Origin of the sequence: Chryseobacterium metallicongregator, from assembly GCF_031324065.1 — a bacterium.
GTDB classification, from domain to species: Bacteria; Bacteroidota; Bacteroidia; order Flavobacteriales; family Weeksellaceae; genus Chryseobacterium; species Chryseobacterium metallicongregator.
The window spans coordinates 81,975-103,899 of record NZ_JAVIXS010000020.1 but is presented as its reverse complement, the minus strand read 5'-3'; the positions used below and the strand labels follow the sequence as shown (position 1 = coordinate 103,899).

At 35.2% G+C, this 21,925-nt stretch carries 19 protein-coding genes; 8 read left to right on the top strand and 11 right to left on the bottom strand.

Going from position 1 to position 21,925, the window contains the following annotated elements; all coding sequences use genetic code 11:
- Window positions 1-76: 76 nt before the first annotated feature.
- From pdeM to REB14_RS18325, 6 genes are all read right to left on the bottom strand, one after another.
- A complete protein-coding gene (gene pdeM, locus REB14_RS18350) occupies window positions 77-721 on the bottom strand; it encodes a ligase-associated DNA damage response endonuclease PdeM (protein ID WP_158521355.1) in 645 nt (214 codons plus the stop codon).
- 49 nt (window positions 722-770) lie between these two features.
- Entirely contained in the window at window positions 771-1,373 is a 603-nt protein-coding gene (locus tag REB14_RS18345; protein WP_034698193.1) for a 2,3-bisphosphoglycerate-dependent phosphoglycerate mutase, read from the bottom strand.
- A gap of 146 nt (window positions 1,374-1,519) precedes the next feature.
- Window positions 1,520-3,970 carry a ligase-associated DNA damage response DEXH box helicase gene (locus REB14_RS18340; protein WP_309522926.1) on the bottom strand — a complete coding sequence of 817 codons (2,451 nt, stop codon included), beginning with the start codon at window positions 3,968-3,970 and terminating at the stop codon, window positions 1,520-1,522.
- A 183-nt stretch (window positions 3,971-4,153) separates the two neighbouring features.
- On the bottom strand, window positions 4,154-5,734 hold the full coding sequence (locus tag REB14_RS18335) for an ATP-dependent DNA ligase (RefSeq protein WP_309522925.1): 1,581 nt from the start codon (window positions 5,732-5,734) through the stop codon (window positions 4,154-4,156).
- Window positions 5,731-6,753: a ligase-associated DNA damage response exonuclease gene (locus REB14_RS18330; RefSeq protein ID WP_309522924.1), complete on the bottom strand. Its 1,023-nt coding sequence runs from the start codon at window positions 6,751-6,753 to the stop codon at window positions 5,731-5,733. Before REB14_RS18330 ends, REB14_RS18335 begins: the two co-directional genes overlap by 4 nt.
- A 276-nt stretch (window positions 6,754-7,029) precedes the next feature.
- Window positions 7,030-8,388 carry a S41 family peptidase gene (locus REB14_RS18325; RefSeq protein WP_238594405.1) on the bottom strand — a complete coding sequence of 453 codons (1,359 nt, stop codon included), beginning with the start codon at window positions 8,386-8,388 and terminating at the stop codon, window positions 7,030-7,032.
- Window positions 8,389-8,683: 295 nt separating this feature from the next.
- On the opposite strand from REB14_RS18325, the gene REB14_RS18320 reads away from it, so the two are divergent.
- From REB14_RS18320 to REB14_RS18310, 3 genes are read left to right on the top strand one after another with little or no spacing between them, the layout of a single operon-like run.
- Window positions 8,684-9,475, top strand: coding sequence for an SDR family oxidoreductase (locus tag REB14_RS18320; RefSeq protein WP_309522923.1), 792 nt, complete (start codon window positions 8,684-8,686; stop codon window positions 9,473-9,475).
- A 4-nt stretch (window positions 9,476-9,479) separates the two neighbouring features.
- The gene (locus tag REB14_RS18315; RefSeq protein WP_079243917.1) at window positions 9,480-9,881 is read left to right on the top strand and encodes a GlcG/HbpS family heme-binding protein; all 402 of its coding nucleotides are present in this window, start codon (window positions 9,480-9,482) and stop codon (window positions 9,879-9,881) included.
- An 18-nt stretch (window positions 9,882-9,899) separates the two neighbouring features.
- Complete coding sequence (locus tag REB14_RS18310; protein ID WP_079241654.1) at window positions 9,900-10,703, top strand: helix-turn-helix domain-containing protein; 804 nt, start codon at window positions 9,900-9,902, stop codon at window positions 10,701-10,703.
- 237 nt (window positions 10,704-10,940) lie between these two features.
- Here REB14_RS18310 and REB14_RS18305 read toward each other — a convergent pair whose 3' ends face one another.
- The 4 genes from REB14_RS18305 to REB14_RS18290 all read right to left on the bottom strand — a co-directional run bounded on the left by REB14_RS18305 (window position 10,941) and on the right by REB14_RS18290 (window position 14,045).
- Window positions 10,941-12,008: an SDR family oxidoreductase gene (locus REB14_RS18305; protein WP_309522922.1), complete on the bottom strand. Its 1,068-nt coding sequence runs from the start codon at window positions 12,006-12,008 to the stop codon at window positions 10,941-10,943.
- Between the two features lie 86 nt (window positions 12,009-12,094).
- Entirely contained in the window at window positions 12,095-12,679 is a 585-nt protein-coding gene (locus REB14_RS18300) for a Crp/Fnr family transcriptional regulator (RefSeq protein ID WP_079241656.1), read from the bottom strand.
- Between the two features lie 47 nt (window positions 12,680-12,726).
- Window positions 12,727-13,173 carry a PPC domain-containing DNA-binding protein gene (locus REB14_RS18295; RefSeq protein WP_079241657.1) on the bottom strand — a complete coding sequence of 149 codons (447 nt, stop codon included), beginning with the start codon at window positions 13,171-13,173 and terminating at the stop codon, window positions 12,727-12,729.
- 11 nt (window positions 13,174-13,184) lie between these two features.
- Window positions 13,185-14,045 carry an NAD(P)-dependent oxidoreductase gene (locus REB14_RS18290; protein ID WP_262487991.1) on the bottom strand — a complete coding sequence of 287 codons (861 nt, stop codon included), beginning with the start codon at window positions 14,043-14,045 and terminating at the stop codon, window positions 13,185-13,187.
- A 210-nt stretch (window positions 14,046-14,255) separates the two neighbouring features.
- Between REB14_RS18290 and REB14_RS18285 the strand changes: the two genes are divergently transcribed.
- From REB14_RS18285 to REB14_RS18265, 5 genes are all read left to right on the top strand, one after another.
- The gene (locus tag REB14_RS18285) at window positions 14,256-14,882 is read left to right on the top strand and encodes a chloramphenicol acetyltransferase (RefSeq protein WP_079241659.1); all 627 of its coding nucleotides are present in this window, start codon (window positions 14,256-14,258) and stop codon (window positions 14,880-14,882) included.
- Window positions 14,883-15,079: 197 nt separating this feature from the next.
- On the top strand, window positions 15,080-15,970 hold the full coding sequence (locus REB14_RS18280) for a BRCT domain-containing protein (RefSeq protein WP_079241660.1): 891 nt from the start codon (window positions 15,080-15,082) through the stop codon (window positions 15,968-15,970).
- Between the two features lie 46 nt (window positions 15,971-16,016).
- Window positions 16,017-17,489: a tellurite resistance TerB C-terminal domain-containing protein gene (locus REB14_RS18275; protein WP_309522921.1), complete on the top strand. Its 1,473-nt coding sequence runs from the start codon at window positions 16,017-16,019 to the stop codon at window positions 17,487-17,489.
- The gene (locus tag REB14_RS18270; protein ID WP_309522920.1) at window positions 17,482-18,798 is read left to right on the top strand and encodes an ATP-binding protein; all 1,317 of its coding nucleotides are present in this window, start codon (window positions 17,482-17,484) and stop codon (window positions 18,796-18,798) included. The genes REB14_RS18275 and REB14_RS18270 overlap by 8 nt, the downstream gene beginning before the upstream one ends.
- Window positions 18,795-20,939: a DEAD/DEAH box helicase gene (locus REB14_RS18265; protein ID WP_309522919.1), complete on the top strand. Its 2,145-nt coding sequence runs from the start codon at window positions 18,795-18,797 to the stop codon at window positions 20,937-20,939. Before REB14_RS18270 ends, REB14_RS18265 begins: the two co-directional genes overlap by 4 nt.
- Before the next feature lie 34 nt (window positions 20,940-20,973).
- On the opposite strand, the gene REB14_RS18260 is transcribed toward REB14_RS18265, so the two are convergent.
- A complete protein-coding gene (locus tag REB14_RS18260) occupies window positions 20,974-21,567 on the bottom strand; it encodes a Crp/Fnr family transcriptional regulator (RefSeq protein ID WP_309522918.1) in 594 nt (197 codons plus the stop codon).
- Window positions 21,568-21,925: the final 358 nt, after the last annotated feature.

Sequence of the window (21,925 nt, the reverse complement as noted above, 5' to 3'; positions counted from 1 at the left end):
AAGATGGTGGTTTTATAAGGCAGGTTTTTATCTGCCTTTATTTTGTATAGCAAGATTGACCGATTGACCTTAGGTATTAAATCTCATAAATCTCTGCATCTGTAAATACAAAAAATGTACTTTTCTTAGGTAGATTTTTGGTATCCAATCCTGTGAATTCACTAAAAGCAGGAAGTAACAATTGATTGTTGCTGAGCGCAAAGCAGGGAAGCCTGATATTTTTCACTGCAGAATTCAGCACAATTCCAGGGTGAATATGTCCGGTAATCTGAAACTCGGATCTTGTTGCATCAAAATCGTGAATAAAGGTAATCTCATTTGTTTCAAGAAATTCAGACTTATGGTTAAAGCATAATTTTTCCTCCAGTGCTTTTGAAATCCGGTCATGGTTTCCTTCAATAAGATAAAACTCTAGATCAGGATATTGGCTTTTCCAGGTACAGAATTCATCTACATCAGAATTGTCTCCGGCATGAAGTAAATCTCCAACTACAATAAATTTTTCAGGCTGGAAATATTCAATCAGTGCAGATAATCTTTCCAGATCACTTTTCATAATATGATTGGCCAGTGCAATTCCATTTTTACGAAAATGGGCCGTTTTTCCGATGTGCAGATCAGAAAGAATCAATGCTCTTTCTTTTTGCCAGAATACTGCCCGCTGATTGGTCAGAGTAAAAGTTTCGTTTTGGATGGAAATATTTTTAGTTGCTATAAACACTTGATGGATTGAAAAATGAATGTCTAAAATTAAACTATTTAGCTCATATTTAGCCAACTTTACGGCTTACATGAAATTTTTCATCAAAAACATACGTCAGTGGAAAGCCGGTAGCAATTTCTCTTTCTAAAATTTCTTCAGGAGAAAGATGCTCCAGATACATAATTAAGGCACGAAGACTATTTCCGTGGGCCACAATTAATACATTTTCGCCCTGTTTTAATAATGGTCTTATCTGGCTTTCAAAATAAGGGATCACTCTGTTGTAAGTATCTTTAAGGCTTTCTCCACCTGGTGGAACTACATCAAATGACCTGCGCCAGGTATGAACCTGTTCGTCACCATATTTCAGAGCGGTTTCTGCTTTGTTTAGCCCTTCCAGATTTCCGTAAGAACGTTCGTTTAATGCTTTGTCTTTGATGACCGGGATGTTGGGATTTCCAATTTCATTCAGGATGATAGACAGGGTATGTTGTGCTCTGATTAATGCAGAAGTGAATGCAATATCTATTCTTTCTCCTTTTAAAGCAAGTCCTGCTTTTTTTGCTTCTTCAATACCGGCTTCAGTTATATCAATATCTTTCCACCCTGTAAATCTGTTTTCCAGATTCCAGAGTGACTGTCCGTGACGGACTAAGAACAATTTTTCCATTTTTAAATTTTATTTAAACTTCTAAGAAGGTATACTCTAAGTTACGATGATTATTTAAACTTATCAAGAAAATTAACGTAGAATATTAGGTAATGAATAAGATTTAAAATAGAGGGGATTTATTGAAAAAAATATTGAATTAATTATCAAAGATCACTTATATCAGACATTTTTAGCATTCTTTTAATTCTCGCATCCAGACCTTCACTTGAAAGCGTTTGTCGTAAACTGTCCACTTTAATTGGAAAACTCAACGGAGTAAATGATCGGGAATGTTTTAAAATAATTTCAGATTTTTCAATTCTTTTAAAAGCTTCTACAAGACGCTGTTCCTGAAGTTGCATATTAAAAACTTCTGTATACGCTTGTTTTATTAAAAAGTGATTAGGATCATGGTCTTCCAATACTTTAAAAATCAATCCGGCAGAACTTTGTAATGATTTGTTAGAACGTTGTTGCCCTGCATAATTTTGAATCACCATTCCAGAAATCACCGCAATATCACGAAATTTTCTCCTTGCCATTTCCGCAGAATTGATACTTGCGATCACATCATTCATCAGATTCTCTCTGCTTAAAATCTGTTGAAGATTGTCTTCATTTAAAGGAATTTCTTTATCGCTGAAGAGTTCAAATCCATAATCATTCATCGCCATAGAAAAGGAGATTGGGGCAAGTTTTGAGATCCGATAGGCAATCAGAGCAGCCATTACTTCGTGGACGAGACGTCCTTCAAAAGGATACATAAACAAGTGATATCCTTCACGGTTTTTAATCAATTCCACCAAAAATTCATCTTCTTTGGGAATATGGGAGTTTTTTTCCTGATTAATTAAAAGCGGGTGTAAAAATTTAAGCTCTTTTTCCGAAGCTTTCGGATTTAAGGCATGCGAAAGTTTTTCTCTCAGAAAATGTCCCAGATTGGAACTCAAAGGAAGTCTTCCACCAAGATAGCTCGGAACCAGGGCTCTTCCTTTAGCTGCCCTCACATATACCGTCATGTCTTTGATAATCACTACTTCCAGTGTACGTCCGGCCAGAATAAATTTTTCTTCTTTTTTTAATTTTGAAATAAAATATTCTTCAATCATTCCGATATAGCCACCGGAAATAAATTTTACTTTCAGCATGGCATCACTTACAATCACGCCCATATTCATACGATGGAGCATAGCGATTTTTCTTGAAGTTACTTTATAAAGACCGTCTTCCATAATGACGATTTTATGGAACTCTTCATAGCTTTTCAACACACTGCCGCCAATGGTAAGAAATTCCAGAATACTTTTCCATTCTTCTTCAAGCATTTCCTGAAATGCATATACTTTTTTAGTTCTCTGATACAACTCATCAGGGTAAAAGCCGTCTCCAACCGCCAATGTCATCATAAACTGAACCAGCACATCAAAACATAAAACCTGTGGCTCTCTGGGCTCAACAACTTTTTGTTTTACGGCTTCTTTTAGAGCTGAAACTTCAATCAGTTCCAAAGAATGGGTGGGAACACAATAGATTTTGGAGGTTTCAAAAGGAGAGTGGCCGCTACGTCCGGCTCTTTGAAGAAAACGTGCAACTCCCTTGGCAGAACCAATTTGAATAACCGTATCTACAGGTTTAAAATCAATTCCAAGATCGAGAGATGATGTAGAAACTACGGCTTTTAATTTTCCGGAACTCAAATTTTCCTCAATCCAGATTCTTAAATGAGCATCAATAGAGCTATGATGGATGGCAATCTGCCCTGCAAAATCAGGACAAGCATCCAATAAAAGCTGATACCACATTTCGCTCTGACTTCTGGTATTCGTAAATACAATGGTGGATTTTGATTCCAGAATAATGGGAACCACTTTATCTGCAAGTTTGTTCCCAAGATGTCCTGCCCAGGGCAATATCTCAATTTCATCCGGAAAAACAGGGAGAATATCTATCTTTTTCTGCTCTTTGGCTGTAATTTTTGTCTTTTTAACATCATACGGAATAAGCACTTCCATGGCTTCATCCAGATTTCCAATGGTTGCGGTGATGCCCCAGATTTTGATCTTCGGAACATATTTTCTAAGCTGCGAAATCCCGAGTTCTACCATAACTCCACGCTTTGAACCTAGTAATTCGTGCCATTCATCCACTGCTACACATTTCATATCCTTGAAAAATGTTTCATTATTTTTCTGTGCAAGAAGCAGGTGAAGGCTTTCAGGAGTTACAACAAGAATTTCAGGCATCTTTTTTACCTGCTGCTGCCTTACTTTCGGATCCGTATCTCCGTTTCTTACGCCTACAGCCCAATCAAGTCCAATTTCATCAATAGCTTCCTGCATCGCTTTTGCAATATCTTTGGATAGAGACCGGAGCGGCGTTATCCAGATCATTTTTAATCCTTTTTTATATTGTTCGGGATGATTCAGGAAATCTGAAATTAAGGCTAAAAAAACAGAAAATGTTTTTCCAAAACCTGTAGGAGCAACGACCATTCCGCTGTATCCGTTTCCAAATTTCTTCCAGGTTTCCAGCTGAAATTTGAAAGGGGCAATACCTTTATCGGTCATCCATTGTTGAATGATCTTTAATCCATTGGTATGTTCGAAAGTTGCCAATTCTATTTTTATTTAATTTTTAACGCTAAGACGCTAAGATTTTATAGGATATTATTTGTTTTTCGTTCGCAAGGGCGTTTCACTCAGCGAAGACAATATCTTACTATTCATGAACATAGTGCCTTTGCGAACAAAAAATATTACGCTTAAGCAAAAAGTCATTGCGCCATTGCGTTACAATAATTACTGTATTAATTTTTTAATCTCTTCCAAATCATCAATTTCGTCTACAGTTTTATCTTTCCTCCATCTTACAATTCTAGGAAATCGTAGGGCTACACCGCTTTTATGACGGTTGCTGAAACCTATGCCTTCAAAAGCAATTTCGAAAATCAGTTCCGCTTTTACCGTTCTTACAGGACCAAATTTTTCAATGGCATTTTTGGTAACAAACCGGCTCACCTCCATGATTTCTTTATCCGTTAATCCTGAGTAGGCTTTGGCAATGGTCACCAAGCTATCTCCGTTCTTCACTGCAAAACTATAATCTGTGTAATAAGCACTTCGTCTACCGCTGCCTTTTTGGGCGTAGATCAAAACTGCATCAATGGTAAAAGGATTGATTTTCCACTTCCACCAGTCGCCTTTTTTCCTTCCGGAATGATAAGGTGAATTTTTTTGTTTTAACATCAATCCTTCGCTGTTTACTTCTCTTGAATTTTCACGAAGCGAATTCAGCTCTTCCCATTTTTCAAAATGCAGACTTTGGGAAATACTGATGCGTTCGGGATTCTCATTCAATAATAATTCTTCAAGTAAAGCTCTTCTTGCGGAGATTGGTTTTTCTCTCAGGTCGTTGCCTTCCAGTTCCAGCAAGTCGTAGACAAAGACTTCTATGGGGATTTCTGAGAGCATTTTTTTAGTTAAAGTTTTCCTGTTTAATCTCTTTTGTAACTCATTAAAATTTAAAACCTTACTATCGTTTACTGCAAGTATTTCTCCATCCAGTACAAAGTTGCCTTTCATTGCTTTTATGGCATCTGTAATTTCCGGAAATTGTTCTGTAACGAGTTCTTCACCTCTTGACCAGATGAACACTTCATCGTTTCTTCTGATGATCTGCCCACGTATTCCGTCCCATTTGTATTCTACCAGCCATTCATCAGGATTTCCCAGTTCTTCAGTTTCTTTTTCCAAAGGATAGGCAAGGCAGAAAGGATAAGGTTTTGAGTTGTCAGGATTTATATTTTCCGCATCAATAAGCTCTTTGAAAGTGACTTCATCCGGTAACCATTTTCCCATTAAACTGTGCATGAGCGCACTAGATTCCTGCTCGGAAAATTTTGTCAGTGCATTGATTAATGTTTTATCTGATACTCCAATCCGGAAGCTTCCGCCAATTAATTTATTGAAAATCAAACGCTCGGTATAATCCAGACCATTCCATGATTGCAGTACAAATTCTTTCTTTTCTGTATCTGTTTGGCCCTTCAGATTAACAATATCATTCATCCATTCTGATAATGAACGTTCTATTTTTTCCTGTGGAGGCGGGAGAATTAATGATAACGTTTCTCCAAGATCGCCTACTGCAGAATAAGATTCCTGAAACAGCCAATAAGGAAGTTTTGTGATTTCCAGCGCCCATTCTTTCATGTAATTGGTATTGACATTTCTCTTAGGTCTTTTGCCGGTAAATAAAGCGATAAACCATACTTTATCTTCATCAGGAGCGCGCTCGAGATAATCAATGATGGCATCAATTTTAGCATTGGTTTTATTGGTTGTTTCCAATGCGTTGATAAGGTCTGCAAAATGTCTCATGATTCCGGATTTTGTGAGATTTCTTTTTCAGATTCTTCTTCATCCTCACCGTAAAGTGTTTCTACAACATCTGCTTTAATTCCTGTTTCATTCAGATATTTGGAAAAAACTTCCGTCTGTCCGTGAGTAACATGAACCAGCTCTGCTTCAGTTGCTTTTACTGTTTGTAACAATCCTTTCCAGTCTGCATGGTCACTCATCGCAAATCCTGCATCTGCACTTCGCCATCTTCTGGCGCCACGCACCTGCATCCATCCGGAACATATCGCTGTAGCCGGATCTGGAATTTTCTTAATGATATTACTGTCGAGCAAAGCAGGTGGTACAATCACAATTTCGTGTTCCATCTCTTTTGGGCGTTCTCTGAAATCTGCAATGGTATATTCTGGAAGTTCAATTCCTACTGTTTCAAAGGCTTCATTAAGCTTTCCGATGGAATAATGAACGTATATTTTCCCTAATTCTTCCACTGCTTTCATAATGCGTTGGGCTTTCCCTAAAGAATACCCGATGAATACAGAAGTTTTATTATTTTCTTTATTTTTCAGCACCCAGTTCTGGAGTTTTTTATTTAAATCCGGAACTTCCAGCCAGTTGTAAATAGGCAGTCCAAAGGTACTTTCTGTGACAAATTCATTACATCTTACCAGCTCAAAAGGTGTGCTCAATCCGTCATCCTGAACTTTATAATCTCCTGAGATTACTGTCACATATCCTTTATATTCAAGCTTTATCTGAGCAGAACCAATGATATGTCCGGCAGGGTGAAGTGAAAGTTTTACTCCATTGATGGTAATCACTTCTCCATATTCTACGCTCTGGCATTCGATATCGGTTCCGATTCTCTGATGCAGAATAGGTTTGGTAAAATGGTGACAAAGGTATTTTTTCATTCCCCAGCGGGCATGATCGGCGTGGCCATGGGTAATAACTGCCATGTCTACAGGTCTCCAGGGATCTATATAAAATTTTCCCTGTGGACAGTAAATGCCTTTTTTGGTAAATGTGATTAATTTCAATGGTGTGACTGGTTTAGAAAATAAGCTTCAAAAAGTTAACCAATTTACAATAAAGTGTTTATTTTTTTATTATTGTGGTATGAGATCTTATGAATCATTCCATATTGTAGGAATGATTATTCATAATAGGTTTTGGCTCCAATGGAATGTGTTAAAGAATAAATGGGCTGAAGCCCGTTTCTATTCATATCTTTAGTGTTAAATAATGAAAGGAAGGATTATAATAGGATTTTAAAGCATAAAAAAGCTGTTTCTATTTGAAACAGCTTGGATAGTTTATTTTTCATTCAACATATCGCTTACAAAGTCAATCCATTGATAATCGGGGATAGTTTTATCAATGAAATAGTCTGGCTGAATACCTTTTTCATCAATAGCCATATCAGGTATACGGAAGCTTTTGGAGAGTGCATATCCGAATTTAAATTCATTACATGGAGAATTTACAAAATACATATTGGAAATATCCAAAACACCTGCTGTAGTGGTTCCAAAAAGCTTTACTTTTTTGCTTTGTTTAGCGGCCAGTAAAAACTCTTCTGCTGTACTTCCGTTTCCTTTATTGATGATGATCCCTACATTTTTTGGGTAAGGTGAAATTTTATCCATTTTATTAATTCCTACCAAATTCCCATCGTCCTGCAGGCTTACAAACCTGCCCGGGTTTTGGCTGAGCTTATCATAAGCTTTCTTTAGATATTCTCTTTCCTCTGCAGGTATTCCATATTTCTGATAATTCTCATAAAGATCCAGCATCCTTTGATTATTCAGTTTTGTAGAATAAAATTGTGTTCTGACACTTCTGATAGGGTTTGTATAGAGATAAGGAATAATTTTGGCAAAGCTGTTATCGCTGCCACCGCCATTATTTCTGATATCAATAATAAGATTTTCTGTGCTTTCAATTTTAGATTGATTGGCTGTAATGACGCTATCTATATCTTTTCTCAAAGCACCGTTGAATGAAGGAATTCTCAAAAGTAGAGTCGTTTTGTTGAGTTCCTTCAGAAAAGGTTTTTGGGCTGTGATCGCTTGATAATATGTTTCAATACCTTCTTCTTTTTCAAATTTTGGAGAAACTCTTTTCAGGGTAAAGTCATTGATTTCAAGATAATTTTTTCCTACTAACCGTATGTTATTTATTTCCTGACTCGATTTGTTTCTTAAATAGTAAGTTCCTTTGGTTTTGTCAACATTGAAAATTAGTTTTAACTCGTTTGGTTTCCAGTTTTCAGCTCCGGATATGATGATAAAGCCTTTGTAGACTTCTCCCAACTTTTTAATTCCTATAGTGTAAGGCTCAGTTTCCCAAATTCCTTCAATGTCTGATTCTTTTTTATTTAACACTTCTTTTTTGAACTTTTCTATATCTACTTTTATCAGTTCTGTTTTGGTATTTTCATTCACAACCACTGGCTGAGTTTCCTGGATTTTATTTCCAATTTTTGAAATTGAAAAATGCCCGGATCTGAAGAACTTAAGCCATTCATAGATCGTCTGGGTACATTCCGTATCTGATTTTATATTTTTGATTCTGTGCAGAAAGTCATTGTTATGAGCCTGATAAGCTAAAACGCCCTTTTTATCAATAATATACTGATATCCGGCATCATTTTCCTCGAAGGTCTTTTTCACCCACAGATAATTACTTTCACAAGTGCAGTTTTGAGCTAAGCTAAAAGAAGAGGAGGTGAGAAGAATTAAAAAGAGTGTTTTAATTTTAAGCATATGTTCGTTATTAGTTGTATTGTACAGGTTACCAATCTAACGATAATTCTATTTTTTTATGATGTAAAAAGGAGAGTTATTTGAGAAAACATTCTTTTCTGATATACTTTCTGAACTTTTCAGCAATATAAAAATGAACTTCCAGGCAATATTGACCTTTTTAAAATCTTTGAAATTTGTACCATCATTAAAAAAGAATACAATGAGTAAAACAATTTTAATTACAGGTGCAGCAAGCGGATTTGGAAAGATAGCGGCTTTTGATCTTGCTAAAAAAGGACACAAAGTAATCGCCACTACACAGGTCTATCCTCAGATGAGTGATTTAATCCGTGAAGCCAAAGAACAGGATGTGAATCTTACAGTGGACAAACTGGATGTAACGAGCCAGAGAGATGTAGATTATATTTTAAAGAAATATAATGATATTGATGTTCTCATCAGCAATGCCGGAATTATGGAAGGTGGTCCGATTGCAGAGCAGCCCGTAGATATTATCCGCTCTATGTTTGAAGTAAATGTATTTGGTGCTTTAAATCTTGCACAGGGCTATATCAAAAAGTTTGTTGAAAAGAAGAATGGTAAGATTGTTTTCACATCTTCAATGGGAGGTTTATGGACCGTTCCTTATGTAGCTGCTTACTGTGCTTCCAAACATGCGTTGGAATCTATTGCAGAAGGACTGAGAACTGAATTAGCTCCATTCAATATCAAAATTGCAACGTGTAATCCCGGCGTATTTGGAACAGGTTTCAATGATAGAGGAGTAGATTCTATTTTCCATTGGTATGATCCGAAAATCAACTTTACTCCGGAATCAGCGTTTGATGGAGCAGCAGAATCTTTAGCACACCAGCTTGATCCTAAGTCTATGGCGGATGTTATTGTAAATGTTGCTTTAGATGACAACAGTAATTTTAGAAATGTACATCCAAAGGACACTGAAGAGTTTGTAAAACAGCTTCAGGCAGATGCATGGACCACAAAAAGCTAATATTATGGAGTTGAATTATAAAACGGCAGAGAAAGCTTTACATGCAGCCAAAGAAAAAGCCTTATCAATGAATATTCCTGTGACTATTGCTGTGGTAGATATGGGCGGACACATTATTGCATTGGCCAGACTAGATAGCGTTTATGGAGTAATTGATTTTGCTGTTAAAAAGGCAAAAACAGCAGTGATGTTTGGAGTAAACAGTGAGGTGATGGGAAGCATTATTTCTGAAACCGGTTTTCATGGGTATGGAATGCTGAATTCAAATGAAGGGCTTCTGACTATTCCTGGTGGTGTTGTCATAAAAGATACAGCAGGAAATATTATGGGCGCCATCGGATCTTCAGGGGGAAGTCCTGAACAGGATAAAGAAATTGCGGAGGCAGGAGCTTATGCTATTGCTTAAATTTCAGATATTTGTATAATGGAAAATACTTCTGAAATCATATTTGATCAACTTGTTTATTCGTGTGCCTTTGAATCTTACAGAGGCCATGAGGAATTTATTCCGGATCATTTTCTTGGATTTCAGATCTCAGGAGAAACTCATGCTTTTCATGAACATGGTAAAACAGTAATCAAAGAGAATACAGTGGTTCTGGTGAGAAAAAATCAACTGATCAGAACGATAAAATATCCTTCGGCTCACGAAAAGTATCAGTTTGTTTCTATGACATTGGATGATGAAACGCTGAGACAGTATGCTACTGAAAACAAAATCAATGTAAGTGCCAAATTTCTTAGTAATGAACGGTTATTTTTTGAGCCTGATGATTTTTTTAAAAGCTATTTCGCTTCTCTTATTCCTTATATTAATAAAACAAAGGAAATTCCTCCAAAGTTAGCCGCATTAAAGGTGAAGGAAGCCTTAGAATTACTTTTGCTGAGCAATCCGGATTTTAAAAATCTTCTTTTTGATTTTTCTGAACCTCATAAAATTGATCTTAAGGATTTTATGAATAAAAACTTTATGTTCAATGTTTCTGTAGATGCTTTTGCAAGGCTCACAGGGCGTAGTCTTTCGGGGTTTAAAAGAGATTTCAACAAGACCTTTGAAATGACACCGAAACAGTGGCTGAAAGAAAAAAGATTAAAGGAAGCCTATTATTTGATTAAAAACAGAGATAAGAAACCTGCAGATATTTATCTTGATCTGGGTTTTGAGAATTTATCTCACTTTTATTCTTCTTTCAAAAAGAAATTCGGGGTGACAACTACTGAGATCTAACTTTTAACCATTAAAAAAAACACAATTATACTATAATTTAACTGTTGGAAAAACGCAAAGACGTAAGAAAGGTTTTACAATGTGACAGTTCTAAAGCGCAAAGATTTTAGTTCCGATAAAATTTAATTCTGAATATTTCAAAATATTATTTTATTGTCTGTTGATTAATCATAAAATCTGCGAGAATCTGTCAATCATTTATGATTTTCCTATGTCTTTGCGTTTTCCTACATATTATTAAGGGATCATATTTTCTGATCTCAATCTTTCAAATACTTCTGTAAAAGAATCTACTGTACTTATATAAGTTGTAAAGCCCAATTTTCTGCTTTTAGACATATTACACATCACTTCCAGTGGTCTTCCCAGATCAAGATCAGTGTGCCACGCAGATGACAGATGGTTAAGGTTACTTTCTTTGAGATTATATTTCTCTGCAATGGTTTTCCATATTTCGTGATCATTTTCAACTTCTTTTTCAAGAGGTCTTATGGTACCATCGAAACCTTCAGCTTCTACACCGAACCAGTCTGCCAGTCTTTTCCAAAGCCATTTCCATCGGAAAACATCTCCGTTAGCAATATTAAAAGCCTGGTTTTTTGCAGATTCTGTAGATGAAGCCCACACCAATTGTTTGGCTAGTATTCTTGCATCAGTTACATCTGAAACACCATTCCACTGTGCCTCTGAACCCGGCCAGATGAATTTTCTTCCGGTTTCTTTACAGATGCTGGCATATGCAGCCAATGTAGTTCCGATATTCATAAGATTTCCTACGGCATATCCAACTACGGTGTGAGGCCTGTGAATACTCCATGTAAAACCATCTCTTTCAGAAGCTTTATAAACTTCGTCTTCCTGTGCATAATAAAAGTTGGGAAGTGGAAGTCTTGGATGTTCTTCTCTGACGGGTGTTTCCGGTAAAACTCCTTCTTTAGCATAAGCTTCAAATGGACCTAAATAGTGTTTAAGCCCTGTAACCAATGCCACATGCTGAACCGATTTTTTAAGAGATAAAATGTTTAGCAGATTTCTCACCAATAGGCTGTTGACACGGATGTTTTCTTCTTCAGTGTCGTTGCGCATCCATGTGGTAAAGTAAATATGAGTGGGAGAGATTCCTTCCAGTGCTTCTGCAAGGTTCTGCTCATTCAGAAGGTCTGCTTTAATGGGACGAAGCCCATCCATATTGGTGTTCGGGTTTCTGGATAATCCGTATGTTGTCCAGCCTTGTGCAATTAATTCTTCTGCAAGATTACTTCCTGTAATTCCGGTAGCACCTACTACCAATGCAATATTTTCCATAAGTATTGTAAAATTTCTTGTACAAAATTATGGTTGACAGCAGGCTCTTACGCTTGATGTGGATCATGCATTTGGATTGATTTGGATCAAGTATTATTTAAAGAATTCTTTTTACGGATTCTGCTTACGGTTTCCGGTGCAAGACCAAGGTAAGAGGCAATAAGGTTGTGTGGCACTCTTTTGATCATTTCCGGATTCTTTTGTGCCAGTTGAAGATATTTTTCTTCAGCAGTATAGCTATTGGACACAATGAGTCTGTAATCTTTCGTTACGAGGCTGTTTTGGTATAAAATTCTGAAATAGCGATCCATTACAGGAATTTCCAGCATCATTTTTTCATAGTCTTCCAAGGTGATCATCAGTACTTCAGTTTCTTCAATCGCATCAATATTGAGTACCGATTTTTCCTGATTGATAAAGCTGTTGAAATCTGAAATCCACCAGCCTTCAAAGGCGAACATATTGATGTGCTCATTTCCTTTTTCATCCAGAAAATAAGACTTCAGCAGTCCTTTGCTTACAAAAGACAACGATTTGCAGATATCTCCTTCCTGAAGAAGATATTGTTTTCTGCGAAGTTTTTTAAGGGTAAAAAAAGACTGAACCTGATTCTTTTGTTCTTCCGTGATATCAACCTTATTTTCGATATGGGAAAGCAGAACTTCAAACATCAAATAAATATTTCATCAAAATTACTATTTTCAAACGCATCAAAACATTATTTTTCAAAATCATAGAGATTGATTCCTATTTCCTCATTTTTAATTTTTACAGTTCTTGTATTCAATGGATAGAAAATAAATTCCGCAGCTCCCTGAATTTTTGCTTCCAGAAGATGTCCTGCCAAAGCGGTGTAATCTTCTCTTCCGAGTGTAATATGAAGATGAAGAGTCAGTTTTCCTTCTATTTCAGAAACATTTCCGGAAATATTAGTGACTTCCATCTGTTCTTTGAAAGTCTTATCTACATATTTTTTGGTGGTTGGATTAAAGAATCGGAGAGTAGCTTCACTCACAGCTCCTATACCGGTTACTTCTCCTGCCTGGATGTTTTGGTTTTGAATAAAGTCCGTTAAACCTTCTACAATATTGGAATGATTATCAAGACTAACGATGTAAATCTGATTTACTTTTCTGGCAGACCAACGGTTTCCTTTGTAATTCATAATCTCTGTATTTATCCTATTGTTTTCAAATAATTGATGATTCCAATCACATCATCTTCACCAAAACCTTTGTTGTGTGCATTTTGATACGTTTGAATCAAAGCTTCGGACAGAGGATAATCTGCTCCTGCATCTTTTGCAAGAAGAATGTCTTTCAGCATCAGATCAAGGGCAAATGCCGGAGCGTACTGGTCAGTAATTAGCATCGGTGTTTTTACTTTGGTAGCACCGCTTCCACTGGCACTTTCGTTGATGATTTCCAGCATGTCTGATCGTTCAATTCCTAATTTTCCGGCTAATAAAACAGTTTCCGCCAGTCCCTGATAAATAGTGGACAGAAAATAATTGATAGACAGTTTTCCTGCGATTCCTTTTCCGTTTTCACCCAAATGTTTTACAGATTTTCCCATTTTCAAAAGATAAGGCATGGCGCGCTGAATGTCTTTTTCTTCGCCTCCTGCCATAATGATCAGTGTTCCTTCTTTTGCCGGTAAAGTACTTCCTGCTACGGGAGCATCAATAAACGAAGCTTCTTTTATTTTGAGAGTGGCAGCGGTTTCTGTGGACGTTTCCGGAGAAATAGTACTCATATCCACAAAGAGTTTTCCCTGAATGTTTAAAGGAAGAATTTCTTTATATACTGCTTTTACAGCATGGTCATTGGTTAACATTGTGAAAATAATATCACTATTTTGTACAAGGTCTTTAATTTGGGTGTAGACTGTAGATTTTTCTTCAAAATCTTTGGCTTTTTCTGATGATCTGTTATAAACTGAAAGTGGAAATTCCGCTTTTTCAATATTTTTTGCCATAGGGTGGCCCATATTTCCTAATCCGATAAATCCTACTTTTTCCATTATCCTATCTTTTATTTTGTTATTAATTAAGTTTGTATATTTTCAATCTCCTGGATGAAAAGGAGTTAGTTGAAAAAGTAAATCAATGAAAGTATAAAATACCATTGTTTTGCAGCAAAATATCGACCAAATAGGTATTTTACAAAATTAAGTTTTAATTATATTTTTAAGCATAAACTTTTAAAACCGGATAAACTTTCAGAAATTTGCAACAAATAAGAATCAATGAGGATCGTAGATATAGAGAACTGGAACAGAAAAGAACATTTTGAATTTTTTTCTAACATGGCAAGCCCTTATTTTGGATTTACAACAGAGGTAGACTGTACACACGCCTACAGTACAGCAAGAGAAAAAGGGTATTCATTTTTTGCCTATTATTTTCACAAATCTATGGTGGCGATCAATAGAGTAGATGAGCTAAAGCTGAGAATTATTGATGGGCAGGTGATACAGTTTGATACCGTTCATGCTGGTAGTACGATTGGAAGACCGGATGGTACTTTCGGTTTTTCATTCACTCCTTTCTCAGAAGATTTCGAAACATTCAATGCAGCTCTGCAGGAGGAGATAAAAGGAGTACATGAAAGTACAGGGTTGAGACTTAGCAATGAAAGGTTGGGGAAAGACCACATCAGGCACACCACCATTCCATGGAACTCATTTAGTGCGATATTGCATCCTACTGATTTTAACACAACAGAATCGATTCCTAAAATTGCTTTTGGAAGATTCAACATTCGAGAAGGAAGAAAATATCTTCCGGTGTCAATTGAAGCACATCACGGATTGGCAGATGGAATTCACCTTTCCCGATATCTGGAAGAGTTTCAGAAAGAGTTGGATCAATAACTGCAGCCTATAACATTTTAAGATTGATGAAATAAAGATAGTTGCAGTTCTATTTTCACCATTTCTCTTATTTCATTGTGGAAAACCGTAAAAAATATTTCCAGATCTTCAATACATTTGAGTCATTATATTACTTATATTAGAAAATTGATTGATAATCAAAAAACTAATTAACTAATAAACACAATTGTATTAAGATGAGCGATTTTGAAAACCTTGATTTACAGGTTCTTACTTCCAAAGCAAGAGCAGACAAAGCCATTAATTCTTTAAAAGGACTTTTATTAGGCATTCTTTCCGATAATATTATTGATGGCAAAGAAATGGATGAACTCAGATTATGGGCCAAAGAGCATTATGATCTGATTAACAGAAATCCATTCCGCGAATTTATGCTGTTAATTGAAAATACTGTATCCAACGAAATTCCTGCTAAGGAAGCTGTTGAAGATCTCTACTGGCTTTGTCAGAAATATGAACATGACAGTATATACTATAATGGAATTACATCAGATTTACAGCTTTTGCAGGGGATCTTTCATGGCATACTGGCTGATGGTATCCTCAATGATGAGGAAATTTTTAAGCTCCACGAATGGTTGTCTGAAAATGAACATTTGAATTCATATTACCCTTATGATGAAATCAGGAGCCTTGTTTTATCCATCGTTGCAGACAAGAAAATAGAAGAAGAAGAAAGAGCTGTTCTTACAGCTTTTATTAAACAGTTTGTTGAGTTGAAAAATACAGACATTGCTGAAAAAGTAGAAAAAGATACCGAAGGTGTTTCTATTTCTGGAATTTGTGCTGTAGATCCTGAAATTATTTTTGAAAATAAAACCTTCTGTATTACCGGAATTCTAAGCAGAGGCAACAGAAGTGAGCTGCAGAAGGCTATTACCAATAAAGGTGGGATTTCTGTGAATAGCATCTCCAAAAAGACAGATTATCTGATTATCGGGGATACGAACAATGCCTGCTGGAGTTATTCGTGCTATGGAAGAAAAGTGGAAAAAGCTTTAGATCTCAGAAAATCTGGGCACACCATTATTTTAGTTCATGAGTTTGATATTTTTGATTCTATTTGAAAAAGCTCTTCAGAATAGTTTATAATGATAACCCCACAAATACACTATGTCGAACGATAAAGTTTCATCACCTACAGATCCTTTTATTATCGATGTTTCCGGAAATTCTGAAATTCCCATTGATTTTGGAAATGAAAATTTTATTGCTGTGAATCCTGAGGATCAACATCGGTCTTATGATACAGACTTATGGAAAATTGGTAAGAAATACAGCCGAAAACTTAATCTTAATGAGAATCAGACTGCCATACTCGATCCTTTGTCTTTTTCTAATAATGTGTTCAACGAGATTGAATTTTGCAGAATACAAATTATAAAGCAGTTCTTAAGATCAATAGACTACCTTTATGCCAACTGTATTCCGGTCAATAAATCATATGCAACTGTCATTGATGAATTGTCGGAAATCATCGTCTGTCTGCGTTATAACTATAAAAAAGACAGCCTGAACTACAGTTATATTTACAGTTCTGTACAGACAGAAATTTTCAATCATATTTTAAAACTATGTGAAAATAATGTCCGTGAAGTGTATGGTATCAAAAGGAAAATAAATACTGATTTCAATTATACTGATCAGGATATTCTTTATCAGTACAATAAAAAAATCGTTTTAAAGCTTGAAAATTTCCTGATCGAAAATCAATTTCAGATTCTTGATGCGGATTACAAAACCAATATTATTCTTAATGAAAATAATACCAACCGCTGGAAGTCAAAATTTGAACTGATTCGGGATGATTATTCTAATCCATTAGCCTTTGAGAGAGAAATTTTCAGACTGACAGATGTTAATATCAAAAATCCATCTGTAGATGCAATCTTTTTTGAATCTTCAAAATTTGTGGCAGAGCATGACAAAAATTGTGCATTGAGACTTTATATTCATTATTTAGAAAAGGATCTGAATTCTCCTAAATTTGATAAAAGGGAATTTCCGAAAAACATTCAGAAAAACCTGTTTTTTACTAAAGAATTACTTTCTGACTTTGAAAAGATCCTGAATGATTTTATAGCTGACAGAAATATGAATGCAGCCCTTGAGAAAATCAGTCAGTTCTATCTTCCTAAAAGAAAGAGAATTAAGATTGATCATGATGCAATTAAAAATATTCAGGCGCAACATTCTGAAACAGCGGATATATTAGGCCAGATTCTCAATGATGACAGCGAAGAAGAAATACTTTTCGTACAGCAAACAGAATCTGTTGATGAAGAAGAATTAATAATAACCATTACTCCACAGATATCAGAAATTGAGGTTTGCAAATACAGGAATGATCTTCATTTAACCGATTTACAAAAAGATCTTCTTGACTTATTTGAAAAGCATAGTTTCAATATCCCACAGGAAGAACTTCAGGATTTTATTAAAATAAAAGGCCTCTTTATGGGTTCTACCATAGATTCCGTTAATGAATGCTGCTTTGAACTTCTTGATGATATTCTGATTGAAGAAGAAGACGGATACTTTATTATAAACACAAATTATTATAAAAAACTTTTAAACAATGATTGACAATATTAAACCAAAAGAAGCTACTTCTATTATCAACTCTCTGGTAAGCGGTGTAGTACCTAAAATAGGAGTACAACATATTACCGTTGGGAGATCTGAAGAAATTAATGCTTTTATAAGTTCTCTGGATGATGTTAAAAACGGTCTCAGTCTGGTAAAATTCTGGATCGGAGATTTCGGAAGTGGAAAATCTTTTATGCTTCATCTTCTGAATACAGTGGCTTTAAAACAAAAATTCGTGGTAGCCAATGCTGATTTCACACCGGATAACAGACTTTACTCTAATGATGGAAAAAGTGTAATCCTATATTCTGCGATTATGGACAATATTGCCATCCAAACGAAACCAGAAGGCGGTGCTTTGCAGACTTTACTTGAAAAGTGGATTGAGCAGGTGATTGCAAAAACAGCAGAAGAAAACCATTTATCCTTGTTAGAGATCCGAAATGATCAGTACCTGGGGCTAATTCAGAATTCTATTATGAAAACAGTCAACGAAATTACAGAAGTGGGCGGTTTTGACTTTGGTTCTGCTATTGTTAAATACTATGAAGGTTATATCAAAGGAGATGAATTATTGCGCAGAAATGCCCTGAAATGGTTGAAAGGAGAGTATAGCACTAAGACAGAAGCAAGACAGGATTTAGGAGTCAGAGAAATCATCAATGATTCCAATTATTATGACATGCTTAAAAACTTTTGTAAACTTTTTGTAAGCATGGGTTACAGTGGTTTTATGATCAATTTGGACGAAGCCATCAACCTCTATAAAATTTCTACTATGGCTTCGCGTGAGAAAAACTATGAGAAAATTTTATCTATATATAATGATTGCTTTCAAGGGAAAGTAGCTAATCTTTTCATCAATTTTGCCGGAACAAAAGAATTTCTGGAAAACGAAAGAAGAGGTTTGTTTAGTTATAAGGCTCTGAAATCAAGACTGGAAGCCAATAAATTTGAAACTTCTGAATTCCGTGATTTTGCACAGCCTGTGATTAAGCTGATGCCTTTGAACCATAATGAAATATTTGTTCTGTTAAAAAAACTGAAACTTATTTTTGATTTTAACTATAAAATAGAACTGAATATTACAGATGAGGAGATTTCCACTTTTATGGAAGAAATTTTCAACAAACCAGGGGCAGCAGAATTCCTTACACCAAGAGAGGTGATCAGGGACTTTTTGAATATCCTTAATATTATCAGACAAAACCCGGAAGTTGATAAAAAAAGACTTTTTGGAGAAATTGAAATCACAGATGAAAGACCAAGTGATCTTATTCTGTTAGACAGTATTGAAGAATTATGACGGCTTTCAATTTACTTTCAGAACCAATCAGGAAATATATCCGGGATAAAAAATGGGAAAGTCTTAGACCTATTCAGGAGGCATCCATTCAAAAAATCATTTCTACGGACAATAATTATATTTTAATATCAAGAACAGCTTCAGGGAAAACTGAGGCTGCTTTTCTACCTATTCTTTCTAAGGTGAATTTTAAAGAACAAGGTGTAAAAGTACTTTATATTTCACCACTTATTGCCTTGATTAACGATCAGTTTCTCAGGGTAGAAAGTCTCTGCGAATATCTGGATGTTCCTGTCACAAAATGGCATGGTGAAGCTTCTAAAGGAGCTAAAGACAGACTTTTGAAGAATCCGGAGGGCATTGTTCTTATCACTCCGGAATCTCTGGAAGCAATGTTTGTCAATAAACCTTATAATATACGCCATCTGTTCTCTGCCCTGAATTATGTGGTTATTGACGAAATTCATTCTTTTCTAGGTTCAGACAGAGGAACTCATTTACAATCTTTATTGAATCGACTTCAAAAAGTAAATGGTAAAAAGTTCAGTGTTGTCGGGCTTTCTGCAACGGTAAGTGATGCAAATCAGTATATTGAGCTGAAAGAATTTTTTGGGGATAGTGAGCATACAAAAGTTATTAGAGATACTACTCCAAAACCAATTAATGTGGTATTTAAATATTTCCCAGGCTCTGTTGAGGAACTGCCTTTGCCATTATTAAAAGACCTTTACATCCGAACCAGAGAAAGTAAAGTTTTAATATTTCCCAATGCCCGCGGAAGAGTAGAAGAAGTTGCGGTGAAGTTGAAACAAATTTCAGAAAAAGTAGGGGGACACAAAAATTATTTTTCACATCATTCTTCTGTAGATAAAGAAGTTCGTGAATATGTTGAGTTTTTTGCTAAAAATTCAACGTTACAGAATTTTTGTATTTCCTGTACTTCAACATTGGAATTAGGAATAGATATTGGTAATGTAGATGAAGTGGTACAGATTGATGCTACCCATAGTATTGCTTCACTTATTCAGCGTGTAGGAAGAAGTGGTAGAAGAGAAGGTAAAGCCAGTAATTTATTCCTGTATGCAACAGAAACATGGAGCTTATTACAGTCTCTGGCATGTTGGATGCTCTATCAGGAACATTATATAGAGCCTGTTTATATCAACAAAAAGCCATATGATGTAATGGTTCATCAGCTTTTATCTATTGTTAAAAGCTCTTCCGGAGTTTCTTTATCTAAACTTGTAGAAGAAATGAAAGGAAATTCTGCCTTTACAGAAATTAGTATAGAAGAAACAGAAGAAATCATCAGCCATCTTATTGCTATTGATTTTTTTGAAAAACTAGGAAATGAATTGATCATTGGTATAGATGGAGAAGAAGTGGTAAACACGAAAGAGTTCTACAGTCTTTTTAGTACCCCTGTGTTTTTTAAAGTAGCCAGTAACGGAGTGAAAATTGGAGAATTACCTTTAACTCCACAAATAAGAATAGATGAAAATATTTATCTTTCGGCTAAAATATGGAGCATAAAAGATATTGATTATCAGACAAAAAAAATAGAGGTAATCCCTGCCCGAGATGGTAAGAAACCTAAATTTTTCGGAGATGCTGCGGATACAGCTCATCAGATCAGAGAAAAAATGTTTGAAATACTTATTTCTAAAGAACAATATGAATTTCTGGATGATGTTGCTCAACAAATCATTATTCTTTTACGAAGTGAATTTTCTTCTTTTACCATCAGTGATTTCAAAAAGGAAAGACCTTTGTTGGAGCATAATGAAAAGCTTACTTTTTATTCTTTTACAAGTTCAAGAATTAACCGTACTATAGAATTGTTATTGAATAGTCTGAATATAGAGAATGCATTGGATCCTCAAAAAAGTGCTTTTGAAATAGAAAACTATACCACAGAAGAACTACAAACAGTCTTCATTAGTTCTGATATAGAGCAAAATATTAATAAAATACTGAATGATTTATTAGAAAACAGACCTGAAATTATTGATTTTTCTAAGTGGGGGAAATATCTTCCTATATCTTATCAGGTGAAATTATTAAAAGAAAAATATTTCGATTTTGAAGGCTGTAAGAATTATCTTCAGGACTTGAAAATAATAAAGAATAAAGAGCAATAATAAAAAAAGCCGGACTCAGCCCGGCTTTTGCCTTTTAATAATAAATCTTCCCGCGTTCTATTTTCAAAATTTGATCCTTTTCCATATGTTTTATGGTTCGTATAACTGTTTCTACACATAATCCGGTAAGTGAAGCAAGCTGTTGGCGGGTAAGGGGAATCTGGAAAGAATAAGGGGTTTTATCGTCATGGTAGCTTTTCAGATAATCCATCAGGAGTTTTAGTTTGGAAACAGGGTTTTGGAATGAAAGATTATAAAGCATGATATATTTATAATACATTCTTTCAGCGAGACATTGATAAACATTTAATGAAATTTCAGGGTTATTCCGGAGCAGCTCCATAAAGTTCTGTCCCGGCATTATAAAAATACTTGAATCTACCATTGCAACAGCGTTCATAGGATAAGGTCTGTTGACAAAAAGTAAGGATTCTCCAAAGCTATGACCATCTGAGAATATATTTTGGATAAACTCTTTCCCGTTTTCTGTATAATTATTGAGTTTAATTTTACCTTTTTGAATCTGGTAATAATATATTGGTGACTCTTCTTCACGGAAAATAATATCTTCTGCTTTATAGTCTTTAATTTCTGCTCCAAACGAGATGAGTAAATTTTCAGGGATCATAGTTGTTATTTATTTTCAGCTAAAATTTTAAATATCTCTTTGAGAGATTGCCTGATGCTTCAAAATTTTATAGTAATAAAGGAACACCCATTTTATTTATTTCTCCTATGATGTGGTACCATTCATATACCACATATATTTAGTTTTTTCCGATAAATAGGTTGAAAACATTGATCGAGATCATAAAAAGTTAACGGAATAACACATTACATTTACTTCCTATCAAAACAGAAACGCAAATAATGGGAAACAAGTTGATAAAAGCAATTATGATATTTTGACTCAATATATAACGTGGTATCTATGTGGTACACGTATTTAATAAAATTTTAATCATTTTCTCTTTCTTTGCCTGTAT